Origin of the sequence: Shewanella sp. 10N.286.54.B9 (genome assembly GCF_041468565.1) — a bacterium.
GTDB lineage: Bacteria > Pseudomonadota > Gammaproteobacteria > Enterobacterales > Shewanellaceae > Shewanella.
On sequence record NZ_JBFRIY010000002.1, the window covers coordinates 49,791 to 73,915 of the forward strand.

Genomic DNA, 24,125 nt, shown 5'->3' on the forward strand with positions numbered 1-24,125 from the left:
ACTAATACCAGTATGCTGCTGTTAAGTTATAGCGATTAGAGCAGTAAACTGTCATCAATTTCATGGTATTGACTGGCTGAATCAATTAAAGATTTAGCCGTTAATCCCGGCACACCATAGACCTGGGTTTCAACACCATACTTCTGATAGATTTTTAGCATTAACAGATCAAAGTCACCGTCACCTGAGAGCAAAATGATACTGTCGACTTCGCCGGCGGCTTCCATGATGTCGATGGTGATCCCCACATCCCAGTCGCCTTTTGCTGAGCCATCGCTACGCTGGATAAAGGGCTTAAGTTTGACGTCAAATCCGATGTGTTTTAGCGCATCTTGGAATTTGAGTTGGCCATCATCACCACGATGAATCGCATAGGCTGTTGCGTTTGTTATTTCGCCTTCATAGCCAAGATGTTGCCACAGTTTTCGGTAGTTAAATTGGCGACCATAGGCTTGGCGGCAGGTGTAGTAAATGTTTTGAACATCAACAAACAGAGCGATTTTTTTCACAGAGTGTCCATAATTGGCAAGTAGCCTCAAGACAATACATGAGCTAGCGAGTGGAGTGAAGCGTTATACAGCCATTTGGTAGTTGGAAGGCGCTGAGCGTTAATTTAAGTTGGCTGGTGTTAAACCCAAATGTCGATACTTGTTTCTAGATTAGCGAGATTTTCTTGGCGACGCTCATATGCTTCAAGCTGCTGTTTTTCTAAGGTATCTTCTGGCTCGGCTCTGCGTCTGTCAGCTAAAAACTGGCCATTGACATTGATTGTCTCGATCACTCTTGAGGGCATTGAGGGCTTAATCATTTGCATATCCTTTGCGGGTAAGGTGAAAGACAACTTAGTTTCAACCTGTTATCAATGCAGTTAATTATAGTCCGTAGTAAAGATTCTGCCTAGATTGGTGGTTTTTGTAGCTTTGTGGAGGGTGCTTTTTAGCCTTAAATGCTGAGTAGCTGGGATTTAATTGTTTATGTTGTTTGCACGTCGAAATTTTTAATCGGTGTTAATAAAAGATAAAAAGGACGCTAAATAGCGTCCTTTGTTATTGGGTGCGGGGCCTAACTACAGCGATAGGTTAGTTTTTACTGTTTGCCACCATAGTGCTGTTTGTCCCAAGGATAGCCTGATGGACAGCGGTCTTTTCAGCTAAGGTCAAAATGGATCCGTTTGTGTCTGTGAAGTCTGGCACTATCGGTGAGTCTTTAGCTGCCGTTTGTATGTTTATTGATTCAGCCATCATATAGCTAAGTGCTTGTGGTAGGTTATCTGACTTTGTTAGACCAACTTCTACACGGTTGTTCTCACTCGGATCCATGATGGCCACACTGCTGTTCATTAACACTTGCTGAGCACTCGGCACGGCATAGATAGATTGGTAGAAATTACGGCCGCCAACGGTTGCAGTCGACCGCACTTGGGTACGCTGCAGATCAAAGTCAATGGTGCTGAAGCTAGATGTATCTATGCATAAGTCAGCAGATGTCTCTGAACTGCAGCTGCTGGTAATTCCCATGTCACTAAAGTCGTACATTGCTGGCAACGCATTAACAACCACACTGTTGGCGCCGTCCAGTGCAATATAAGAGTGATATTGCCATTCATAGTCTGCATCGACACCAGTAAAGTAGGCTGACCAATGTTGCATATCGCTGTTGCCGTTCACTAAGGCGAACTCATGGTTTGAGTTGAAAATTGACTGCCAAAGGTAACTGTTATCGCCATAAACCATATAGATCGCGCTGTCTCTATCAACGCTGAGATTATCTTGTGAACTCCAAGGTTGGTAGATTAGATTTTCATTAGTGAGTGGTCTGGCAATAATAGAGCCTGGGTTATTGCTGTCGTATATGTAGCCAGGCTGGATAAGGCCATAATGGCTCATGATACTTGCTTTACTATCGGTATCATCTTGGTAAGCGGTTACCAGTACCTGTTTCTGAGCTGGCAACTCTGATTTTACGGGAATGTGTGCAGAGATACTGTGACCATCGACATCCATGCCGTAACTTGACTGGTAGTGGCTGATACTTTTCTCTTGTAGTACAGAAACCGCCGCACTTTTTACTATTTCGACGGGTAGCGCTTGGCTACCTTTAAAGCAGCTGGCGCCAATTTGAGGTTGGCGAACATTGAGTACTAGATCTGACAATAACTCTTTTTGTACTGTGAACATATAGACGTCGGCGTTACCACCTATACCACCATCAACCTCTTCCAGTGACACGTAGCCGCCGTCAGGCACATTTGCACTATCAATGCTAACAATGCCAGTACTTGGCACATCAGTCGCTTTAATTGTATGTTTGGCGATTACACTACCATCGCGGTTATGAAATAGAATGTTATAGCCATAAAGTGCAATTGATGCAGTAATGACTTTCTGCGGTTCAGCAACCGCATTGTCGTAAATGACACAACCTTTAGCGACATCGCTTTGGTTTGCTGCATAGAGGTTAATGATTTGCCAATCATATTTTGGCGCCGGTTCTGGTGAAGATGAGCTATCACTGCTACCACATGCTGCTAAACCTAATGCAATTACTACCGCTAAAGAGAGTTGTTTTTTCACCAGTTACACCTTAATAATATTACGTATGTTTTATATTGTGCAGTTACTAGCAAATACTTGGCCAATATTACTAAGTTAGTTGCTAAACACATTAAAAGCATTTCATTGTTAACTTGTTGTTTGCTATAGGTTGGATTGGTTGACGTTAAGGTTGGTTGAATGTTTTGTTATTGAGTTCAGGCTATTCTGGTTATTTACTGATTCATGTTTGTTGTAGCGGGTGTATCACTTTGTATAACTGTTTATTTTGACGGGCTCGTCGTTAATAAGGGGAGAAGGCAAAAAAATGACGCCTATAATGCATTGTGATAGTGGATTTACCTATAGGGCTAGGCCTTTATTTAGGTCGCAGCTCGTTAGCTGAACCCTTGCACTGATTGATGTGGATTGGCTCTCAAGCTGACAGAATAAAGGGCTGACTCATGGTCAACCCTTATACGGAATTTGTACGCGAGTAGCCGCTAATTCTAGCGGCTTTAAATGCTAGCGCTTATGCCACTTACTCGTAATCAGATGCGTAAGTTTCAGCATAAGTGTGCGAGTACAGTTCAAATAGATTGCCAAATGGGTCTTCTAAGTAAACCATTTTAGCTTGCTTGCTATCATCTTCTGGGTGGTAGCGCATAATGTCCATGCGTACCTTGCCGCCTAGTTGCTGAGTACGCTCGATAACACCCTGGAAGTCGTCTGTTTGCAGGCAGAAGTGGAAAATGCCAATGCGAGAAAAATCAACTTCATGGCGCTGTTGGCGCTCCTTCATTTCAAACAGTTCAACGCCAATACCGTCGGTCGTCAGTAAGTGGGCAATGTTAAAGCCTTTAAAGCCTTCGCCAAATACAGCAACACACATTCTACCGATTGCGGTTTCGCGCTCTTCTTTAACTTGGGTGTTTCCCATGACGACTTTAAGACCCAGCGCTTTAGTGTAAAACTCAACGGCTTGGTCCATGTCACCAACCATAATACCTATGTGATTCATTTTCATAACTTACCCCTAATTCTGCTGTGTAATTGCTTGTTTGTTTCGATGGAAGAATTATAGGTGGGAGTTACTGTTTATAAAAATTATCAAATTTTATAAAAACAATAATTTTATGTTATTAATTGCGTTCGATGGAATTGAGATATAAAAAGGGCTTATCAGTAATGATAAGCCCTTTATGGTTAAAGCTGCTGTTAGTGTACTGGCTATTGCTGTTGTTTTAGTGCTTGCTCGGCAATTGCTTTATCAAGCTGGGCTTCGACGTACCCCGGTGATTTGGTAGCGCCAGAGATTAATCGGTACATAGCAGGGATGATCAGTAGGGTGACAAATGTCGCAAATGCCATACCGAAGAACACCACGGTACCCACTGCGATACGGCTCTCAGAGCCCGCGCCAGTTGACATAATGAGCGGTATCGCACCAATTAGGGTAGTGAATGCAGTCATAAGAATAGGACGTAGACGTCTTGCTGAAGCGTCAATAATCGCCTGCTCTATCGCTAAACCTTTATCCCTTAGTTGGTTAGCAAACTCGACGATTAGAATACCGTTTTTGGTCACCATACCAATCAGCATTATCATGCCAATTTGGCTATAGATGTTTAGTCCTTGCCCAGTTAAGTAGAGTCCTAAGAAGCCACCAAAGACACCCATTGGTACCGTAAACATCACCACTAATGGGTTGATGAAACTTTCAAATTGCGCGGCTAACACTAGATAAGCAACCAGTAGGGCTAAACCAAATACCATGAAAATACTGCTTTGATTTTCTTTAAAGTCTTTAGACTCGCCGGTGTAAGCAACGGAGATATCACTTGGCAGCATCTCAATGGCTTTTTGATCTAAAAAGTCTAACGCTTCACCTAAGGTATAGCCTTCACCTAAGTTTGCTTTTAGGGTTATCGACTTTTGTTTGTTGTTGTGGCTAAGTTTTTGCGCTGAGGCAACCTCTTCGATATGGGTGATGGTATCTAGGGTGATAAGCTCTCCCTTAGCTGAGCGCATATAGATCTGGCTTAGATCCGCTACGCTATTAAAGCTATTTTCATCACCACGAAGATACACGTCATACTCTTCACCACGCTCGACAAACGTGGTTTCACTGCGGCCACCTAACATCACCTCAAGTGTTTCAGACACCTCGGCAACGCTAACGCCCAGCTCCGCTGCACGTTCACGGTCAACGGTGACCACTAACTCTGGTGTAGTCTCTTTATAATCGATTTCAGGGCCTTCTAGGATTGGGCTATAGAGTGCCTCTTCCTCTAATGCCGTTGCCCATTTGAATAGCTCTTGATAGTCAGAACCACCTAAAACAAACTGCACTGGTTCACTGGAGCCGCCCCTAAAGCCTGGCAGCATAGGCCGCACCATCACGTCGGGGATCCCTTTTAACGCTTGGGCGATAACGCCCAGTGCTTGTTGGGCATTAACGGTTCGTTCATTCCAATCTTCTAGCTGAATAATAACAAAGCCGGTTTGGTCGCCAGCACGGCCACCAAATGCCGGTGCTTGAATGCTAAAAGACTTGACTACCCCTTGGCCTAAAAGTGGCATGAGCTTTTTCTCTGCTATCTCCATATTAGCGGCCATACGGTTGTAACTGGTGCCTTCTGCGCCTTTGATAAAGGCAAATATTACGCCTCTATCTTCTTGCGGTGCTAGCTGAGCCGGTACTTGTTTCATCAACAAGCCACTACCGACAATACAGGCGATGATGACTAAAGGCGCTGCCAGTCTGAATGACACGGCTTTGCTGACCACTCGTCGATAGAGTTGCTCTAGTCGGGCGAATTTAGCTTCAACCCACAGGTTAAAACGACTTGGCTTTACATTGGCTTTGAGTAATTTACTGCCCAGTACCGGAGTCAGGGTGAGTGCCACAATCGAAGAGAAGATGACAGAAACCGCTAGCATAACCGAGAATTCAGTAAACAGTAGGCCAACCATCCCCTCCATAAAGGAGATAGGTAGGAATACCATTACCAATACCGCAGTGGTTGCCACAACCGCAAAGCCAACTTCACGGGTACCTTTGTAAGCCGCGAGGATCGGCGGCTCACCCTTTTCTATATGGTGGAAGATGTTTTCGACCACCACAATGGCATCATCGACCACTAGCCCAATCGATAGGATAAGTGCCATTAAGGTCAGCAAGTTGATTGAGAAGCCAAAACTATTGGCGGCAATGAAAGCTGAGATTAATGACACTGGCACAGTGACAGCCGGAATAAGCGTTGCCCGTGCCTGCCCAATGAAAATGTACAACACTAATATCACTAACAGTGCGGTGACGGCTAAGGTGTTAAATACTTCATCAATTGAGCGGTCGATAAATACGGTAGAGTCATAATCAACAATCAGCTTGGTGCCTTCTGGCAGGAATTGTTGAATGCGGTCGACCTCTTTATGCACATCTTGGGCAACTTCTAACGGGTTAGCGTCTGATTGCGGCACCACACCTAAACTGATGTTAACCACGCCGTCGCTTTTAAAAGTAGAGTTTTCATTTTCTGCGCCAATAAATACATCGGCGACATCCTTTAAATAGACTGGTGTACCGTCGCTTGCGCGGCGTAGTACTAGATAGTCAAAGTCTTCAGGACTTTGATATAACCTAGCGGTTCTTACAGCCATTACCGTGGTGTCGTTTCTGACTTCACCGCCGGGTGTTTCGACGTTCTCTTGGTTGAGTACGTTAATAATGTCGCTAGCGGTAACTTGTCGGCCTGCCATTAGCTCAGGTTTGAGCTGGACGTACATCACCTTATATAGACCACCTGAAATATCGACGCTGCTCACGCCGCTAATTAAGCTAAAGCGATCTTCGAGTACGCGCTGGGCATAATCGGTAAGTTGGGTTCTATCCATGATGGATGAGCTGAGGTTTACGTACACCGATGGTTCACCAGTGCCGTTATCTTTCGACACGATTGGATCGTTAGCTTCATCGGGGAGTCTACGCTGCGCACGGGCAACGGCATCACGCACGTCACTGACGCCTTCGGTGAGATCCCAGCCCAAAAAGAAGGTGACTGTAATGCGGCTCATGCCATTACGGGTGACAGATTCGATTTGATCTACGCCACTAATGCCGGTGAGCTCATCTTCCAATGCGGTGGTTATTTGGCTTTCCATGATGGTCGCCGAAGCACCGTCATAGGTTGTCATTACTGTTACAACAGGGCTTTCAACATCTGGCATTTCACGAACAGCGAGTTTACTGAACGACACTGCGCCAAAGACACACAGCAGTAAGCTTAAAACAATGGCGACAACAGGGCGTTTGACGGATACATCAGATAACCACATTTAGATGCTACCTCGCGCTTGCTCTGTCTGTTGTTTAGCGTCTTGGGCAATTGCTGAGTTACTGAGGTCTTCAACCATTAAACCATCACGCATATTAACCAGTCCTTGTACCACCACTTTATCGCCAATGGTTAGGCCATCGGTGATTAACACTTCGTTGTCGATACGCGCCCCTAAGATGACTTTGGTGCGTTTGGCGATTCCGTCCTCACCAACAACATATACAAAGCGATTGGTACCAGAGTACTCAAGTGCTTGTACTGGAATGACTGGCTCCGAGACACTCGGAAATGCCAAGATTGCAGACATCATCATGCCAGGCTTTAGATGATGTTGCGGATTGTCAAACTGCACTCTTACTCGAAGGTTTAGGGTGTCTTGGTTTACACGAGAGTCAATAGCAGTCACTTTGCCTACGAAGTGGGTATTGGGCCAGGCTCTGCTGGTCGCTTTTACACTCATACCTTGACTCAGCATCGCAAGGTAATGCTCTGGGACTTGTAGATCTAAGCGCATGCTTGAAAGATCGTCGAGTGTAAGCAGTTCGGTGCCAGCGGTGACCATTTTCCCTTGGCTGAAATCGATTAAGCCAGCAGTGCCTGAAAAGGGCGCACTTAGGTAGTGATAATCAAGGTCGGCTTGGGCTGCAGCAAGCCTAGCAGTGGCCATATCAACACTGGCTTTCTGAGCATCTATTTCTGTTTGAGTGATAGCGTTGCGACTAATAAGCTTCGAAAACTCTGTCAGCTTGCGCTTCTCATCCGCCAGATAACTTGCAGCCTCAGCAAGCGCAGCTTGAGCTTTAGCATCATCAAGTTGGACTAACAGTTGACCCGCAGTGATATTTTGATCTGAGCTGACGTTAATTGAACGGATTTTGCCTGCAATCTGCGGCGCAATGAACACCGACTCTTCAGCATCTAGCTTACCGACAAGAGAGAGAGTTTGAGCGAGTTCATGCTGGTCGACAATACCAGTGATAACCGGAACAGTGCGTACAGCACGATCTTTTGCAGCAGGCCTTTTCGCTTCAGATAAACTGCTATAAGTTAGCGTGCCCGCGACTATAAGAAAGATAGGAATAACAAAAGATGATACTTTCATGAGTGATTACTTAACGCTGCTAAAGTTGAGCCTATTTTAGAAAAAAAATAGCTCGAGTAGGGTAAAGCAATGTAAAGTATAGAAAATTAGCATTTAGTTATTTACAAATGGCTAACTTAAGCATTCATCTTTTAACATTTATAGTGGTGGAATGATCTTTCTGTTTTCATCTGTTGGATTTATTTAAAGTGCAAAGCGCTTTAATTCGCTGTTAACGATAAGATTTGTATTTTTTGAGGTTATGCTTAGTTGAATTTTACACCAGCGGGTTGCTCAGTTGTAATTTGGCCACTGGTGTTGTGTCGTTAGCGGTATTGGTTATAGAACCTCACGGCTGCCGTTATACAAGCCGCGCGTAAGCTGCTTGTTTTCTATAAGAAGCAGTTCACCTGATTGGCCTTTCTTGATGCTGGTATCAACAGCAAGCACCTTATTATTAAACAGCCCTAATACTCTATCTTGAGATGTGTGACCAACTACAATTCGCTTTACATCAAAGTGGTTGAGGATGGTGTCGAGTTCTGCTTCGGTAAACTCTTCTGAAAAGTAACCTCTGTACCATGTAGGACCATTGCCAAAGAATAGAAAGTTGAGTTCATCATCGTCTTTACGTGATTGCTTTGAAGCATCCACATATTGTCTATAAAGCTTGTTCGCTCTCGCTAATGTAAGGTTTCGGCTTATCCATTCGCTGCTGATCCCACCGTGCATATAGAGCACATCATTTATCTTGATGATGGTGTTCTTACTTCTGAGCCATTGACCTATTTCTGTATCGGCACCGTAAAGTTTGTCGTAGGGACGTTTAAGCAGTTCAGCGGCAACATCATAGCGTTGGTGTACATAACGTAAGTCACCGCCGAGCACCATCTGCTCATGGTTGCCCATTAACAGGTGCACCATGCCGCCGGCATCTCTTGCTTGTTGGTCGAGTTGATACATAAACCACAATACTTCATTGACCTGGTGGCCACGATCAAAGATATCGCCTGTCATTACCATATGACCATCACCAAAAGCCCAATTCCCTTCAACATCGATAATTTTTTGGTTGGTCAACAATGTAATAAGTACATCAAATTGACCATGTACATCGCTTAGGGCGACGACTTTTTTAATGCCTGAGTATGTATCAGGCATTACCTGTTTTATCTTGGGGGAGATGGTAGTTTGGGGCAACTGACCACAGGATTCGGGACGCTTCACCTGTTGCTGTATAACAGAGGTGCTCTTAAGTTTGCTGTTACACACCCAGTAAGCGGTACTTTGGCTTGATGATGCAGGTGTTATTACATAAGGACCGTCAAACTCCCCCTTGTCACTTGAAATCACTACAGTGCTAATTAATGCAAGCCCAAGTATTACAGCGCGAAAAATGTTATTCATCATTTCTATATTACTTCTTTTATTATTGTCGGAATTTAGAGAGGACAATTACCAACCAATTAGGTAACGGCTGCGCTTACTCATCAATTTTTTAATTAATAATGCAATCATATAGGAGATAGCAACGACTAAGAGGGTGACGATTAACGTGGTAAATATATTGCCCTTACCTGCAAGTCCAAACAGATCTGGGCTGTCATATATCATCCACCATGGCGTGGTGAGCCAGGGATGGATGAAGTAAATGGCAAAACTGACTTCAGCCAGTTTTTGTAACGGCGCAATCGAGATATGTTCAAACTTATTGAGTAGTGCCAATATGACTAGAGTCAGTAGCAACTTTTGTGGCAACATTAAATCGGGAACTGTCATTTCGAATGGGGCTTTGTTGAGCACCCCAGCGCCAAAAAATTGTGCCTGAACCAGTGCGAGTGCAATCGCTGCAACCAGCATTAACAACCAATATTTATCGATGAATGGAAACAGTTTATCGCGATGAGCTGACCCCCAAACCCCTAATAAGTAACAGGGTAAGAAATAGACGAGTGATTGAATAGCGTTGAGGTTTGAAATCGGTCGATGAACGAGAATAGCGATGACTAATAGTGCCAAAGCCCAGTACATTACCTGCTGTTTTTTGATCAAATACATGACCCAAGGAGATAGCGCAAATAGCATCATTCCCATAGGAATATACCAGTATGCGGTTAAAGTGCGTCCGGTGATGACATACCAGCTAGCAGCTTGAGCAGGTGCTGTGATATCAGCATAAAGCACATGAAATGCCGGTTCAGTGCCAACGGTTAAGTGCCAAACAATCCATGGTAGTGATAGTAATAAATAGGGCAGAAAAACAAACTTTGTTTTGCTTTTCATATACTTTTTGTAGTCCCAGCGATGATAAAACACATGATGAAACAGAAACCCTGAAATGAAAACAAAAAAGACAGTGCCGTTCATCATCAAGTTAAACCAAGCTTTATCGGCAAAGGTTTCTATTTGCCATCCCGCAGGCCTATAGCAGTGTGCCATCACAATGAAAATAATAGCGATGCCACGGAAGTGGTTAATGCTATTTAAGAACTTTTTGGGCTTCTTTTCAGTAACAACAGGATCAGTAGTTGGGGAGGAGGGACTGTCTTGAGCTTGAGTGAGTTTTTCATCCATGGCATTGGCTCTTATTATTGTTAATTCACTGGTTTAATGCTTAGCATCTCATAATTAGAGTTATTTTGTTGTGAAAATGCAGCGGTGAAGTGAATAGCGTTTAATCTAACTGACTTTATGTCTAGGATCCGTTTACCTTTTTAGCTTGTTTTTTGTTCGATTGTTTACCGTAAGGAATAATGCTTTTAGTACAAGCATCTCGCTAAGCGAAAAGCTAATAACACTGTAATAAAAGCATTGAAACGACCCCTAAAGGCCGTGATTCTTGGCTATTTTTACTGCGTTGAAGCCAATTGGGGTGAATGACTAAACCGCATAGTCTTCGCCTTGCCAAAGTAGCGATTAATCGGCGGCAAAAACATCCATCAAAGATCAACAGACCCTAGTAAGCTAGGCTATTGCACGAAGTTATTTATTAGTCGGCTCATTAGTAAATTCGATATTCTGTTGCTTTGATGACGGTGCAACCCCCATAAAATACTCATAGCCTTTTTCAGGCTCAGTGTCTGCCTGTTTTTGTTTTTCAGGTGTTGGGATTGTGGTGTTATCGGCGAGCAGAGTGAATTTGGCTTTTTTCTTAGGTTTAATACTGCCTTTTGCGACTTCAACGCTAGGTAAGCGTTCAACACTATTACTTACTTTGAGTATTTTTTTCTGCTTGTTATCTTTGAAGTTATAGCTAAACACACCGTTGCCTTCAATCTTCTCAACGCTGGATTTATCGTTATTTTGATATGACGCCAAGATGCCATGTTTTCCTAGTGGTATTTCATGGAATAACTCTTTTCCTGAGCCGATTTTTTTACCATTGATAAACCAATCTGCCGGCACGTTACTGACAAGTGTCACCATTGCCGATCGTAATCCTAGCTTTTCATTTAAAACGGTATCTATTTTGCTGTTATAAGAGGGCTTGAAATCCATTGCAACGTTATAGCGCAGATCGCCTGCCATATTCATATTCGCATCAACAACTTGATAAGAAAGTAAAACGCTTTTGTCGTTCAGAAATGGTGACTTATTGCGGGTACTCGACAGAATTTGGCTCTTAGATTCTTTCAAACAATCAGAGATAGATTGAAACTTAGAACATTTTGTTGAGCCATTAATATTAATAGGCATGTTACTCGTCGATTTTGATAGGTCGCTGATTAGCCTATTAATTATGTCTGTTTTTAGCTCAAACAGTTGCTGACTCTTTTGTAATCTACGCTTATTAACCGTCTCGAACTCTTCTTGAATAGTGAGGCTATGGCGTTCTAATGCAGCAGTATCTATTTCTGTTTTTAGGGTTAAGTTAGCCGTTGAATTGATATTGTCTTCTATTTGAGCGTAGAAATTACTCATATTACTTTTAGCTAAAATTTTGTTGGGTAGCTGAGCAATAAGCTTTTGGTATTGTGCTTGATTAAGCGCAATCTTCTCTTTTAACTCTTGAATATCGTAGGAGCGCTTATTTAATTGTGAAAATTTATCATTAACAGAGATCAGTTCAGAGTCTATATCATATTGGCTTTCAATTTGCTCAAACAGACCCTCTTCGGCAGGGGTAATCACTTTTAATTTTGCAAATGAGTTGCTTGAGAATAAACAAATAACCGCAAGGGGAATTAAACCGTATCTCACTGAAAACTCCGTTTAAAATTATTCACTGAATGACCAACGTAGGTGGTCTCGATGTACTAAAAACTCATCGAAAATCACTGGCGCAGGTATAATGTATAAAGTATATTACTGCAGTTAAATTAACTATACAATTAGATTGTGCATTGTTGTGCTAATAATTTGACGGCTGGCGGAAAACTGGCGTGGCAAATAGGCTGGCAGAAACAAAAACAGAGACCGAAGCCTCTGTTTTATATGAACTGAGCTTATGACTATTTAGTCATTCGCTTGTACTTTAAACGGTGTGGCTCAACAACATCAGTGCCTAAGGTATCTTTTAACCACGTCGAGTATTCGGTGTAGTTACCTTCGTAGAAGTTAACCTTTCCTTCGTCGCGGTAATCAAGAATGTGCGTCGCAATTCTATCTAAGAACCAACGGTCATGGGAAATAACCATGGCACAACCTGGGAACTCTAATAACGCTTCCTCAAGTGCACGCAAGGTTTCAACATCTAAATCGTTGGTTGGTTCATCGAGTAGTAATACGTTGCCACCAGCTTGTAATAACTTAGCCAAATGCACTCGATTGCGTTCACCGCCCGATAGAGTACCGATAATTTTTTGCTGATCGCCACCACGGAAATTAAAACGGCCAACATAGGCACGACTTGGAATCTCAGTGTTGTTGATCCGCATGATATCTTGGCCGTCGGAGATCTCTTGCCATACCGTATTTTTATCGTTCATTGAGTCGCGGAACTGCTCAACTGAAGCTATTTGCACTGACTCGCCGAGCTCTACACTGCCGCTATCAGGTTGCTCAGTACCTGAAATCATCTTGAATAAAGTGGACTTACCCGCACCGTTGGCACCGATAATACCGACAATTGCACCTTTAGGGACTGAAAAGCTTAAATCATCAATCAGTACTCGGTCGCCGTATGATTTAGTCAGGTTATTGATCTCAATAACTTTGTCACCTAAACGTGGCCCTGGTGGAATAAATAGCTCGTTGGTTTCGTTACGCTTTTGGTAATCGTTGGTATTAAGCTCTTCAAAGCGAGCCATACGTGCCTTACCTTTAGATTGACGCCCTTTCGACCCTTGGCGTACCCACTCTAGCTCTTTGGCAATGGTTTTTTGACGAGCGCTTTGGGTAGCAGACTCTTGTTGCAAACGAGCATCTTTTTGCTCTAACCAAGACGAGTAGTTACCTTCCCACGGGATCCCTTCGCCGCGGTCGAGTTCTAAAATCCAACCTGCGGCATTATCGAGGAAATATCTATCGTGGGTAATTGCCACAACGGTGCCAGTATACTCTTGTAAAAAGCGTTCTAACCAAGCGACAGATTCTGCATCTAAGTGGTTGGTCGGTTCATCGAGTAGTAACATGTCTGGCTTTTCAAGTAATAAGCGACAAATTGCGACTCGACGTCTTTCACCACCAGATAGAACTTCAATTTTTTCATCCCAATCAGGGAGTCGAAGTGCATTGGCTGCACGTTCTAATACCACATCAAGGTTATGTGCATCTTGCGACTGGATAATCGCTTCAAGTTGGCCTTGCTCTTTAGCTAGGGCATCGAAATCAGCATCTGGTTCAGCGTAAAGTGCATAAACCTCATCTAAGCGTACCAGTGCGTTTTTAGCATCAGAAACCGCTTCTTCAATCGCTTCGCGTACTGTTTGGGTCGGATCGAGTTTAGGTTCTTGTGGTAAGTAACCAATTTTAAGATCTTGCATCGGTCTAGCTTCACCTTCGATTTCAGTATCGAGGCCGGCCATAATGCGAAGCAGAGTTGATTTACCTGAACCGTTTAAGCCCAAGACACCAATTTTGGCACCTGGGAAAAAGCTTAAGGAGATATCTTTTAGAATTTGCTTTTTAGGCGGAACAATCTTGCCCACTCTAAGCATGCTGTATACAAACTGAGCCATTTCATTTCTCTTTGACTGGGAATGGCGGTAATTCTACTCGAATAGTCACCGAACTTACAGCCGTTATCTACCAAGAAAAATGAAATAAACGAGAGTCTAATCGCTGTTGATTGAGAGTGTAGAGTGGATTAAACACGGGCTCGCGAATAGAGGCTAAATCAAGGCATTTAGATTTAGGCTGGCGACTTTAATTACAATGCTATATCAGTTTTGTAATGCACAGCACTGTTGAATACCTCTTTGAGTGGAATAAGAGCAATAGTGATAAAGCTAGGAAGCTGGCAGGAAGAGCGTTAACTGTTAGCTAGTTTAATGGTTGATGAATTAAATGAGGTTTGAATTAAGCGCAAGAGCTGTTATTTAGTTAAAGCCAATGTAACATAATAGTTACATTCGCCGTGGTGTGATGAGACCTACTATACCGTAGTGATTTTAAAATTAGAAAGTTTGCGCTACATATCGCATGTGAACGATATGAGTTGGTTATTTAAGGGATTAAATTGAACATAGATAAATCCGTAGTATTGTGTATTGCAGTATTTGTTTTCAATGCGCCGCTATATGCGGCTGCGTCAGATAGCTCATTTGAGCATGCTTTGCCTAGTGTATTATTGCCACTAGAAGCCAGCAGCGTGGTATTTTCCTCGGCTACATCTCCTAGCTTGCCGGCTGACAGTTTGGCTAGTTCAGATACTCCACCTGCCGACGCCGCATCAACACCTCCTCAGTTAGTTGAAAAGGATTGGTGGGGCGCACTTGCGGAAATAACCACGGTATTGGTTATTGGGGAGGTGCTCTATCAATCTGGTGAAGAGAGCATGAAGGAAGATTTTGACTATGAGATTGAGGGAAATACTGGACGGTATTTTGTTGACCGTATCATCACTACCGAAACTTGGAAGTTAGATGATAACGAAATTGGTATGAATTGGGGCCATGCTTATGCTGGCGCGCTATACCACCAAGCTTTTCGTAACTATAACTTCAACTATTACGAGTCTATGCTTGGTAATTTTATAGCATCTGGAATATGGGAAGTATTTGCTGAGTACAAAGAGGTTGTCAGCATTAATGACCAGATTGTGACTACATTTGGCGGTTCAGTATTGGGAGAAAGTTTTTTTCAATTGGGCGAGATGCTTGATACCAAAGAAGGCTGGATGCCAGCAACCTTTGCTGCAGTGTTTAACCCTTCGCGTGCAATACGCGGTTGGTTTGGTTATAACAGCCCCAATCGTTTTGATAGGCAAAAAGCGCAAGATAGATTCGATATATACACTGGCGTGCTTCATTCAACAAAAGAGGCTGAAGAGATTTCAACGACGACGGTGTTACTCGGAGTCGATGCCAGTATTGATAGCATACAGGGGCAATATGATGCGCTTTCAGGAACCCCAAGTCAGGTTGAACTCAATATGGAGATGGGGATCTCTCAAGAAGGGATAGAAGATTGGCAGTTGTCCTCCTCACTTTTTCTAGGCGGTTATACGCAAGAGGTTGCCCCCGTCGCTGGTTCGCGTGAGTCATGGGGACATAGCTGGTTTGTTGGCCCTTCGATGGGGATAGAGTATTCAAGTTTAGGCCAGGAAGATGAAGAGGACTTTTTTGCCGCGATAAATGTGATTGGTTTGTCGATTGGAAGCGAGTGGGAAAATGCTGATTTTGCTATCAGTATCCGCGGCGATATATTTGGTGATTTTAGTATGGTTAAGCCGTTTGCGGATGCTAGCTATCGTGCCGCAGGGGGACAGTTTTGGGGGACGAAGTCAGTACTATGGGAAGGGGGATATGCTTATGGCTTGGGGCATACCGCAAAAGTCAAATTTGAAGCCAGTTACAGAGAGTTACTCTTAGGGTTAAAAGTGACCTCGCAACGTTGGGACTCGATTGATGATAAAGAGTTTAACCGTAGCAGTGATTGGAACCCAAATAAGAGCGATTTAGATTTCAAGGATGCACGGGATCGTTATGAGGTTTACTTAGATGTTCCTATTACGAAAAACTTTGATCTCAGTGTGCATTACGAACGGATTGACCGCACTGGTAAGCTGGTCGGTATTGATAATTCGTCTATTTCGTTTCGAAATGATGATAGTGAAAATCGCACGAGTTTGAAGCTTGCTTATAAATACTAAATATAGCCGTGCTACTTGGATATTAACTGGAGAGTAACGGGTTCTTTGCAAGCATACTGAAATGACTTAACAGGTATTAATCGGCTAATTTTTAGAACAGAGTTTTCTGTGATTACACTGCAAGGTAATGAATAGATAGGGTAAAGGTATTTTTGCTATGTAATACAGTTGCTGACGCTGTTCATGTTTACTATTTTAGCCCCCTTAAACGCCTCTCAGCTTTAAATGCAAGTAATTTCATGTTTCTAATGCTGGGATTGTGATCAATTGCGCTGTATCATACCGCGCAACCCTACTATAAGAATTTACAGCTGGAGTGAATAATGCTGAAAAAAGACATGAATATCGCGGATTACGATCCACAACTGTTTGCAGCGATTGAAGATGAAACTCGTCGTCAAGAAGAGCACATCGAACTCATTGCTTCAGAAAACTATACAAGTCCTCGCGTTATTGAAGCACAAGGCACTCAGCTTACTAACAAGTACGCCGAAGGCTACCCAGGCAAGCGTTATTATGGCGGTTGTGAGCATGTTGATATCGTTGAAGAGTTAGCGATTTCACGCGCAAAAGAGTTGTTTGGTGCAACGTACGCAAACGTACAACCACACTCAGGCTCACAAGCTAACGCAGCTGTATTCATGGCACTTCTACAAGGTGGTGATACGGTTCTAGGTATGAGCCTCGCTCATGGTGGCCATTTGACTCATGGTTCTCACGTTAGCTTTTCTGGCAAGTTATATAACGCTGTTCAGTACGGTATTGACGAATCAACCGGCAAAATAGATTACGCTGAAGTTGAGCGCTTAGCTGTTGAACATAAGCCTAAAATGATTATTGCAGGTTTCAGTGCATACTCAGGTATCGTTGATTGGGGCAAGTTCCGTGAAATCGCAGATAAAGTAGGTGCTTACTTATTTGTCGATATGGCTCACGTTGCAGGTCTTGTTGCTGCAGGTATCTATCCAAACCCATTGCCGCATGCGCATGTTGTGACAACCACAACGCATAAGACATTGGCGGGCCCACGTGGCGGTTTGATCTTATCAGCCATTAATGACGAAGCGATATACAAGAAGCTTAACTCTGCAGTATTCCCTGGTGGCCAAGGTGGTCCTTTAATGCATGTTATCGCTGCTAAAGCGGTTGCATTTAAAGAAGCACTTGACCCTGAATTCACCACTTATCAAGAGCAAGTTGTTGTTAATGCTAAAGCAATGGCACGCACTTTCATTGAGCGTGGCTATGATGTAGTTTCTGGCGGTACAGACAACCATTTGTTCTTGCTCGATTTAATCAGCAAAGATATTACTGGTAAAGATGCTGACGCTGCACTGGGTAACGCAAATATCACCGTTAACAAAAACTCAGTACCGAATGACCCACGCTCACCGTTTGTAACATCTGGTTTGCGTATTGGTTCTCCAGCAATTACTCGTCGTGGTTTTGGTGAGCAAGAATCAGTATTACTGACTAATTGGATGTGTGATGTCCTCGATGACATTACCGATCTTGCAGTTAGCGAACGAGTGAAAGCGCAGGTTCTTGAATTATGCGCTAAGTTCCCTGTTTACGGTTAACCTTAAGCGTTAAATCAGGTAAACTTTAATGGCCGCATTTATGCGGCCATTTTTGTTGGTATTTCAGCCAAATTTGATACAGGTATTTTGTTCCACTTATTAACTGACCGGAGGCCAGATGCATTGTCCATTTTGCAGCGCAACAGACACTAAAGTGATTGACTCGCGACTTGTCGCTGATGGTCATCAAGTACGTCGTCGTAGAGAGTGTGTACAGTGCCATGAGCGTTATACCACGTTTGAAGGCGCAGAACTTGTTATGCCGCGAGTGGTGAAGCAAGACGGAAGTCGACAGCCTTTCGATGAAGAAAAACTCCGTGGTGGCATGCTTAGAGCGGTAGAGAAAAGACCAGTGTCGATGGATCAGATTGAGCAGTCTTTAACTAAGATTAAATCGACGCTACGAGCGACTGGCGAACGTGAAGTCAAATCAGAGATGATTGGTAACCTAATGATGGACCAATTGGTTAATCTCGATAAAGTAGCTTATATCCGTTTTGCATCGGTTTATCGTGCGTTTGAAGATGTGTCGGAGTTTGGTGAAGCAATCGCCAACTTACAGAAATAATCATATCTATTTATTCCCTAATTGATTAATCGGAACTCGCTACATTATGTGGTCAACTGAAGACAATCAAATGATGAGCCTAGCTATTGAATTAGCTCAAAAAGGACTCTATACCACCAGACCCAACCCATGTGTTGGCAGCGTCATTGTTAAAGATAGTGTGATTATCGGCGAGGGGTATCATATTCGCGCTGGTGGGCCACATGCTGAAGTATACGCGCTTAATATGGCGGGTGATGACGCCAAAGGTGCTACCGCCTACGTGACTCTTGAACCTTGCAGTCATTACGGACGAACCCCACCCTGTGCTAAAGCATTAATTGATGCTGGAGTGAGCCGAGTTGTCGTAGCGGTTACAGATCCTAATCCGCAAGTTTCAGGTCGTGGTATCACCATGTTGCAAGAGGCTGGAATTGAGGTTGATGTTGGTTTACTAACCGATGCTGCCAAGCAGGTTAATCTTGGTTTTTTAAAGCGTATGGAGCAAGGCTTACCTTGGGTAACCGTTAAGTTAGCCGCTAGCCTTGATGGTAAAACGGCGTTATCTAACGGCGAATCAAAATGGATTACAGGTGCTGAAGCGAGAAGGGATGTGCAGCGAATTCGTGCCAGACATTGCGCTTTGATCACTGGCGTAGAAACTGTCCTCGCAGATAACCCTAGTTTAAATGTCCGCCACAGTGAGTTGGGTTCTTTAGCAAATGAGATCGCACCAGCAGAAGTGCATCAGCCTTTACGTGTAATATTAGATAGCCAGGCTAGACTGGGTGCTACGTTGAATATGTTTAGTATTACTAGCCCAATATTGCTTGTTAGTACCTGTGACTATCCCGAATCGGTGAAGTCTGCATGGCCTGCTCATGTGAGCCACCAAGTGTTGCCTGCTACAGATAATCGAGTGGATCTTAAAGCTCTACTCTCTCTGTTAGGTAAAAGCTGTAATTCAGTGCTCGTAGAGGCTGGAGCGACGCTTGCTGGTGCGTTTGTAGCGAACCATGCTGCCGATGAGATAATTTTGTATCAAGCGATGAAAATACTCGGCGCTGGCGGTAGAGATCTACTCACGCTCCCCGATTTCGAGAAAATGTCCGAAATCCCAACTATTGATGTAATAGATGAACGAAAAGTGGGTAAAGATACCCGCTTAACATTAAGAATGAGTAACTAACTTTATGTTTACTGGAATTATTGAATCAGTAGGCCATCTGCGCAAAGTAGAACGCCGTGGTGATGACATTAGATTAACCGTCGCAAGTGGCAAGCTTGATCTGTTAGATGTAAAGCTAGGCGATAGTATTGCCACCAATGGTGTGTGTTTAACCGTTGTTGAGCGTCTAGCTGATGGTTATGTTGCCGATATTTCTGCCGAAACGGTTAGCTTAACAGGCTTTGCTCATTACGCCGTTGGTACTGCTGTAAACCTAGAGAAAGCGGTTACTCCGACAACCCGCCTTGGTGGGCATATGGTTAGCGGCCATGTTGATGGCATCGCTCATGTTGATGATAGACAAGTACGAGGCCAAGCCATAGAGTTTTGGCTGACGCCTCCTGCTGAACTCGGGCGCTATATAGCCCATAAAGGTTCGATTACAATCGATGGTGTCAGCTTGACAGTTAATGAAGTGCAAGGGCATCGTTTTAGATTGACCATAGTGCCTCATACCGCAGGCGAAACAACGTTAATAAATTTGAAAGCGGGGGATAGCGTCAATATTGAAGTTGATCTTATTGCCCGCCACTTAGAAAGGTTGATGAGCTATTCATCAGAGCAGCAAGCAGAGCAACCGAAGTCAGAAGTTACTATGGATCTGTTAGCTCGCTCAGGGTTTTTAAGATAAAAACTGGCTTAAGACTATTTTAACGATAGAATTTGTCATTAGAAAATCCTACAAAATAAACATTACATTTATTTACTGCTGTGCCGCAAGCGGCTTATTGATTAGCGACCTCAGCTAACGCAGTAATACAAAAAATAAAGGTATAAACATGGCGTTACATAGTATAGAAGAGATCATTGAAGATATTCGTCTGGGCAAGATGGTTATCTTAATGGATGATGAAGACAGAGAAAATGAAGGCGACCTTATTATGGCTGCTGACATGGTGACGCCTGAGGCCGTTAATTTTATGGCCACCTTTGGTCGAGGTCTTATTTGCCAGACGTTAACCAAAGAACGCTGCCAGCAGTTAAATCTTCCGTTGATGGTGACAAACAATAATGCACAGTTTTCAACTAACTTTACCGTGTCAATTGAAGCGGCAGAGGGCGTAACAACCGGTATATCAGCGCAAGATCGAGCTGTGACGGTTAAAGCTGCTGTCGGTAAAGATGCCAAACCAGCTGATATTGTTCAGCCAGGTCATATTTTTCCATTGATGGCGCAAGAGGGCGGCGTGCTTATTCGCGCTGGTCACACTGAAGCTGGCTGTGATTTGGCAAGGCTTGCAGGTTTTGAAGCATCATCAGTGATTGTTGAAATTCTAAACGACGACGGCACAATGGCGCGTCGCCCCGATCTTGAAATCTTTGCTGAAAAGCACGGTTTAAAGATGGGCACCATTGCTGACTTAATTGAGTACCGCAATACTAAAGAGACCAGTGTTGTGCGTGAAGCACAGTGTAAACTTCCTACTCGTTTTGGCGAATTTGATATGCTCACTTTTCGTGACACTATCGATAACCAATTACATTACGTGTTAGTTAAAGGTCCTGTTACCGAGAATGCTCTGGTTCGTGTTCACCTTCAAAATACCTTTAACGACTTATTGCACTCTGAGCGTGATCAGCAACGTAGCTGGCCGTTAGAGAAGGCAATGCAGCGTATTGGTGATGAAGGTGGTGTACTTGTGTTGCTTGGTCACCAAGAGCATAGCAGTGATATTTTGGCTAAAGTTAAAGCATTCGAAGCTGAAGATAACGGCAGTGCTCCTGTTGCCGCTAAGTGGCAAGGGACATCTCGCCAAGTCGGTGTTGGTTCACAAATTCTTGCTAACGTTGGTGTAACGTCTATGCGTCTGCTTAGTTCACCAAAGCGTTATCATTCACTCTCAGGCTTTGGTTTGGAAGTTACTGAATATATAGCAGAATAAATTTTACTGGTGGCGATTATTATCGTCCTAGGTGTAATTTCACTCTTTTCTTATAAATTGCATAGGGATCAGCGTAAGTGGCTGTGGTATCATACCGCCTCTTCCGCCCCCATGCTGGGTCATTAAGCTAATTTAGGTAAGACAAATGAACGTAGTTCAAGGTAATATCGAATCGAAAAACGCAAAAATTGCGATTGTAGTTTCACGTTTCAACAGCTTTGTTGTTGAGAGTTTGCTTGATGGTGCGGTAGACACTCTAAAGCGTTTTGGTCAGGTTGCAGATGACAATATCACTGTAATTAAAGTCCCAGGCGCTGTTGAACTGCCACTTGCTGCCCGTCGTGTTGCGGCAAGCGGAAAATTTGACGGCATAATCTCACTTGGTGCGGTTATCCGTGGTGGTACACCTCATTTTGATCTGGTTGCAGGCGAATGTAATAAAGGGTTAGCTCAAGTTGCACTTGAGTATGATATTCCTGTTTCATTCGGCGTTTTAACTACAGATACCATTGAACAAGCTATTGAGCGTTCAGGTACTAAAGCAGGTAACAAAGGCGGCGAAGCTGCTTTGGGTCTGCTAGAGATGGTTAACGTTTTGCAAGCACTTGAAGAACAGCTGTAATTTAGGACAATTTAATGAAGCCTTCAGAGCGCCGAAAGGCACGTCGTTTAGCGGTTCAGGCCATATACTCTTGGCAGCTAAGTGGCAACAATATTGCTGATGTTGAGCATGAGTTTCTAACTGAACAGAATGTTGATGGTGTCGATATAGCTTACTTTCGTGAGTTATTAGGTGGCGTCGCAACAAAGAAAAGCCAATTGGATGAGCTTATCACTCCATTTTTGGTTCGTCCTATGGATGAAGTTGATCCTGTCGAGAAAGCGATTGTACGCCTAGCGACGTATGAATTAACTTTCCGTAAAGACGTTCCATATAAGGTAGCGATTAACGAAGCTATCGAGCTTGCCAAAGCATTCGGCGCTGAAGATGGACATAAGTTCGTTAACGGTATTCTGGATAAGCTAGTAGCAAGAACTAAATAGTCAAAACGGCATCTTCGGATGCCGTTTTTGTATGGCTAAAAGAGAGTCTTTGCTGCATGCCCACAGCTATGCAGGGTAAGCACAGCGGAATAGCCTTGGTAACCACAGGCTATTTGGCTCCCTTTTTTCTTCAGTCCACTTTTAAATTGTGATTGGTATTGTGAAAGAATTTCAGTTAATCGAAAGCTATTTTACTGGGCGCGCCCAGTCTCGAAAAGACGTGGCCGTTGGTATAGGCGATGATTGTGCCATTGTTGAGCCTGCTGTTAACAAGTCTGTAGCGATATCTTGTGACACGCTAGTGGAAAACGTACACTTTTTCCCTGATATGCCTGCTAATGCATTGGGGTATAAATCGTTAGCGGTTAACTTGTCAGATCTTGCCTCTATGGGGGCTGAACCTGCTTGGATGACGCTGGCGCTAACGCTACCTGAAGTCGATGAGAACTGGCTTGCTGATTTTAGTACCGGTATGTTTGAAATTGCTGAGTATTACGGTGTTGCATTAGTGGGTGGTGATACGACTCGCGGGCCTCGCTCAATCACCATTACGATCAATGGCCAAGTACCTAAGCACACAGGTCTGACACGCAGTGGTGCAAAAAACGGTGACTGGATCTATGTTACGGGTACCTTAGGCGATTCAGCATTAGGCTTGGATCTGCTGCGGGGCAAAGCACAATGCAATGAGGCTGATAGAGAGTATCTTATTAATCGCCATTATCGACCGACTCCAAGGGTGCTTGCTGGACAAGCGTTACGGACTTTAGCATCCAGTGCTATCGATATTTCTGATGGCTTAGTCTCTGATATACAGCATGTACTAAAAGCTTCTAATATTGGTGCTATGGTCAACGTCGATAAACTGCCTTTATCTAAAGAATTGAAAGCCAATGTCACTGAAGAGATGGCATTGAGTTACGCTTTAACTGGCGGAGAAGATTATGAGTTACTCTTTACTGTTTCTGAGGCGCAAAAAGGCGCATTAGAAATTGCATTGGCTGAAACCGGTGTCAAGTTTACTCAAATTGGTCAAGTGTGCACTGGCGGTAAGCTAAACTTGTTATTAGATAACCAGCCATTTGAACCGATTAACCTTGGATTTGAGCATTTTAATTGATGGATTTACTCTCAAAAGATAAAGCGGTGGCTAAGCTTTCCCTTAAGAACCCAATTCATTTTTTGGCATTGGGTTTTGGCTCAGGTTTAGCAGCAAAAGCACCTGGAACGTTCGGCACTATCGCCGCGATCCCTGTATTTTTGTTTATGGCGCCATTAAGCTTGCCTTGGTACATAGGGCTGACATTATTTAGTGTGTTAATTGGGTTTTATATCTGCGACAAAGCGGCCAAAGATATGGGCGTTCATGACCATGGCGCGATTGTATGGGATGAAATAGCAGGTTTACTCATTACCATGATTGCAGCCCCAGCTGGTTGGCAATGGTTGTTAGCTGGCTTTGTGTTGTTCCGCTTTTTCGATATTTTGAAACCTTGGCCTATCCGCTGGCTTGATGCCAAAGTACATGGCGGATTCGGTATCATGATTGATGATGTGCTAGCGGGTATATTCTCGCTGATCTGTTTGCAAGTTGCCGCTTACTACTTGATTTAATCAAGGGTAAGACAATAAAAAAG

Annotated in this window: 20 protein-coding genes; 10 read left to right on the forward strand and 10 right to left on the reverse strand. The window is 43.6% G+C overall.

Going from position 1 to position 24,125, the window contains the following annotated elements; all coding sequences use genetic code 11:
- Window positions 1-35: 35 nt before the first annotated feature.
- The 10 genes from AB4135_RS00735 to ettA form a co-directional block, all read right to left on the reverse strand.
- Complete coding sequence (locus tag AB4135_RS00735) at window positions 36-509, reverse strand: NYN domain-containing protein (protein ID WP_371989455.1); 474 nt, start codon at window positions 507-509, stop codon at window positions 36-38.
- Between the two features lie 119 nt (window positions 510-628).
- Window positions 629-808: a hypothetical protein gene (locus AB4135_RS00740; RefSeq protein ID WP_371989457.1), complete on the reverse strand. Its 180-nt coding sequence runs from the start codon at window positions 806-808 to the stop codon at window positions 629-631.
- Between the two features lie 271 nt (window positions 809-1,079).
- Window positions 1,080-2,573 carry a hypothetical protein gene (locus AB4135_RS00745; RefSeq protein ID WP_371989458.1) on the reverse strand — a complete coding sequence of 498 codons (1,494 nt, stop codon included), beginning with the start codon at window positions 2,571-2,573 and terminating at the stop codon, window positions 1,080-1,082.
- Between the two features lie 499 nt (window positions 2,574-3,072).
- Complete coding sequence (locus AB4135_RS00750; protein WP_371989460.1) at window positions 3,073-3,558, reverse strand: VOC family protein; 486 nt, start codon at window positions 3,556-3,558, stop codon at window positions 3,073-3,075.
- A gap of 203 nt (window positions 3,559-3,761) precedes the next feature.
- Entirely contained in the window at window positions 3,762-6,869 is a 3,108-nt protein-coding gene (locus AB4135_RS00755) for a multidrug efflux RND transporter permease subunit (protein ID WP_371989462.1), read from the reverse strand.
- Entirely contained in the window at window positions 6,870-7,973 is a 1,104-nt protein-coding gene (locus AB4135_RS00760; RefSeq protein ID WP_371989463.1) for an efflux RND transporter periplasmic adaptor subunit, read from the reverse strand.
- A 318-nt stretch (window positions 7,974-8,291) separates the two neighbouring features.
- Entirely contained in the window at window positions 8,292-9,359 is a 1,068-nt protein-coding gene (locus AB4135_RS00765; protein ID WP_371989529.1) for a shewanella-like protein phosphatase, read from the reverse strand.
- Between the two features lie 48 nt (window positions 9,360-9,407).
- On the reverse strand, window positions 9,408-10,526 hold the full coding sequence (locus AB4135_RS00770) for an acyltransferase (RefSeq protein ID WP_371989465.1): 1,119 nt from the start codon (window positions 10,524-10,526) through the stop codon (window positions 9,408-9,410).
- Between the two features lie 408 nt (window positions 10,527-10,934).
- On the reverse strand, window positions 10,935-12,152 hold the full coding sequence (locus tag AB4135_RS00775) for a hypothetical protein (RefSeq protein ID WP_371989467.1): 1,218 nt from the start codon (window positions 12,150-12,152) through the stop codon (window positions 10,935-10,937).
- 251 nt (window positions 12,153-12,403) lie between these two features.
- Window positions 12,404-14,071: an energy-dependent translational throttle protein EttA gene (gene ettA / locus AB4135_RS00780; RefSeq protein WP_371989469.1), complete on the reverse strand. Its 1,668-nt coding sequence runs from the start codon at window positions 14,069-14,071 to the stop codon at window positions 12,404-12,406.
- A 500-nt stretch (window positions 14,072-14,571) separates the two neighbouring features.
- Here ettA and AB4135_RS00785 point away from each other — a divergent pair, with 500 nt between their 5' ends.
- From AB4135_RS00785 to AB4135_RS00830, 10 genes are all read left to right on the forward strand, one after another.
- On the forward strand, window positions 14,572-16,206 hold the full coding sequence (locus tag AB4135_RS00785) for a DUF3943 domain-containing protein (protein ID WP_371989471.1): 1,635 nt from the start codon (window positions 14,572-14,574) through the stop codon (window positions 16,204-16,206).
- 323 nt (window positions 16,207-16,529) lie between these two features.
- Entirely contained in the window at window positions 16,530-17,786 is a 1,257-nt protein-coding gene (gene glyA / locus AB4135_RS00790; RefSeq protein ID WP_371989473.1) for a serine hydroxymethyltransferase, read from the forward strand.
- A gap of 118 nt (window positions 17,787-17,904) precedes the next feature.
- A complete protein-coding gene (nrdR, locus tag AB4135_RS00795; RefSeq protein WP_020911503.1) occupies window positions 17,905-18,354 on the forward strand; it encodes a transcriptional regulator NrdR in 450 nt (149 codons plus the stop codon).
- A gap of 46 nt (window positions 18,355-18,400) precedes the next feature.
- Window positions 18,401-19,522, forward strand: coding sequence for a bifunctional diaminohydroxyphosphoribosylaminopyrimidine deaminase/5-amino-6-(5-phosphoribosylamino)uracil reductase RibD (gene ribD, locus AB4135_RS00800; protein ID WP_371989475.1), 1,122 nt, complete (start codon window positions 18,401-18,403; stop codon window positions 19,520-19,522).
- Between the two features lie 4 nt (window positions 19,523-19,526).
- Complete coding sequence (locus AB4135_RS00805; protein WP_371989477.1) at window positions 19,527-20,192, forward strand: riboflavin synthase; 666 nt, start codon at window positions 19,527-19,529, stop codon at window positions 20,190-20,192.
- A 148-nt stretch (window positions 20,193-20,340) separates the two neighbouring features.
- Complete coding sequence (ribBA, locus tag AB4135_RS00810; protein ID WP_371989479.1) at window positions 20,341-21,444, forward strand: bifunctional 3,4-dihydroxy-2-butanone-4-phosphate synthase/GTP cyclohydrolase II; 1,104 nt, start codon at window positions 20,341-20,343, stop codon at window positions 21,442-21,444.
- A 145-nt stretch (window positions 21,445-21,589) separates the two neighbouring features.
- Window positions 21,590-22,066, forward strand: a complete 477-nt coding sequence (gene ribE, locus AB4135_RS00815) for a 6,7-dimethyl-8-ribityllumazine synthase (protein ID WP_020911507.1) — start codon at window positions 21,590-21,592, stop codon at window positions 22,064-22,066.
- Between the two features lie 14 nt (window positions 22,067-22,080).
- The gene (gene nusB, locus AB4135_RS00820; protein WP_371989481.1) at window positions 22,081-22,488 is read left to right on the forward strand and encodes a transcription antitermination factor NusB; all 408 of its coding nucleotides are present in this window, start codon (window positions 22,081-22,083) and stop codon (window positions 22,486-22,488) included.
- Between the two features lie 160 nt (window positions 22,489-22,648).
- A complete protein-coding gene (gene thiL, locus AB4135_RS00825) occupies window positions 22,649-23,608 on the forward strand; it encodes a thiamine-phosphate kinase (RefSeq protein ID WP_371989483.1) in 960 nt (319 codons plus the stop codon).
- Window positions 23,608-24,102: a phosphatidylglycerophosphatase A gene (locus tag AB4135_RS00830; RefSeq protein WP_371989484.1), complete on the forward strand. Its 495-nt coding sequence runs from the start codon at window positions 23,608-23,610 to the stop codon at window positions 24,100-24,102. The genes thiL and AB4135_RS00830 overlap by 1 nt, the downstream gene beginning before the upstream one ends.
- Window positions 24,103-24,125 lie beyond the last annotated feature (23 nt).

What these genes read in the sequence shown, in the direction of transcription:
- AB4135_RS00740 (WP_371989457.1), bottom strand. Translation starts at nt 808, where the DNA reads ATGATTAAGCCCTCAATGCCCTCAAGAGTGATCGAGACAATCAATGTC.
- AB4135_RS00750 (WP_371989460.1), bottom strand. Translation starts at nt 3,558, where the DNA reads ATGAAAATGAATCACATAGGTATTATGGTTGGTGACATGGACCAAGCC.
- AB4135_RS00755 (WP_371989462.1), bottom strand. Translation starts at nt 6,869, where the DNA reads ATGTGGTTATCTGATGTATCCGTCAAACGCCCTGTTGTCGCCATTGTT.
- AB4135_RS00760 (WP_371989463.1), bottom strand. Translation starts at nt 7,973, where the DNA reads ATGAAAGTATCATCTTTTGTTATTCCTATCTTTCTTATAGTCGCGGGC.
- AB4135_RS00765 (WP_371989529.1), bottom strand. Translation starts at nt 9,359, where the DNA reads ATGAATAACATTTTTCGCGCTGTAATACTTGGGCTTGCATTAATTAGC.
- AB4135_RS00770 (WP_371989465.1), bottom strand. Translation starts at nt 10,526, where the DNA reads ATGGATGAAAAACTCACTCAAGCTCAAGACAGTCCCTCCTCCCCAACT.
- ettA (WP_371989469.1), bottom strand. Translation starts at nt 14,071, where the DNA reads ATGGCTCAGTTTGTATACAGCATGCTTAGAGTGGGCAAGATTGTTCCG.
- glyA (WP_371989473.1), top strand. Translation starts at nt 16,530, where the DNA reads ATGCTGAAAAAAGACATGAATATCGCGGATTACGATCCACAACTGTTT.
- nrdR (WP_020911503.1), top strand. Translation starts at nt 17,905, where the DNA reads ATGCATTGTCCATTTTGCAGCGCAACAGACACTAAAGTGATTGACTCG.
- ribD (WP_371989475.1), top strand. Translation starts at nt 18,401, where the DNA reads ATGTGGTCAACTGAAGACAATCAAATGATGAGCCTAGCTATTGAATTA.
- AB4135_RS00805 (WP_371989477.1), top strand. Translation starts at nt 19,527, where the DNA reads ATGTTTACTGGAATTATTGAATCAGTAGGCCATCTGCGCAAAGTAGAA.
- ribBA (WP_371989479.1), top strand. Translation starts at nt 20,341, where the DNA reads ATGGCGTTACATAGTATAGAAGAGATCATTGAAGATATTCGTCTGGGC.
- ribE (WP_020911507.1), top strand. Translation starts at nt 21,590, where the DNA reads ATGAACGTAGTTCAAGGTAATATCGAATCGAAAAACGCAAAAATTGCG.
- nusB (WP_371989481.1), top strand. Translation starts at nt 22,081, where the DNA reads ATGAAGCCTTCAGAGCGCCGAAAGGCACGTCGTTTAGCGGTTCAGGCC.
- AB4135_RS00830 (WP_371989484.1), top strand. Translation starts at nt 23,608, where the DNA reads ATGGATTTACTCTCAAAAGATAAAGCGGTGGCTAAGCTTTCCCTTAAG.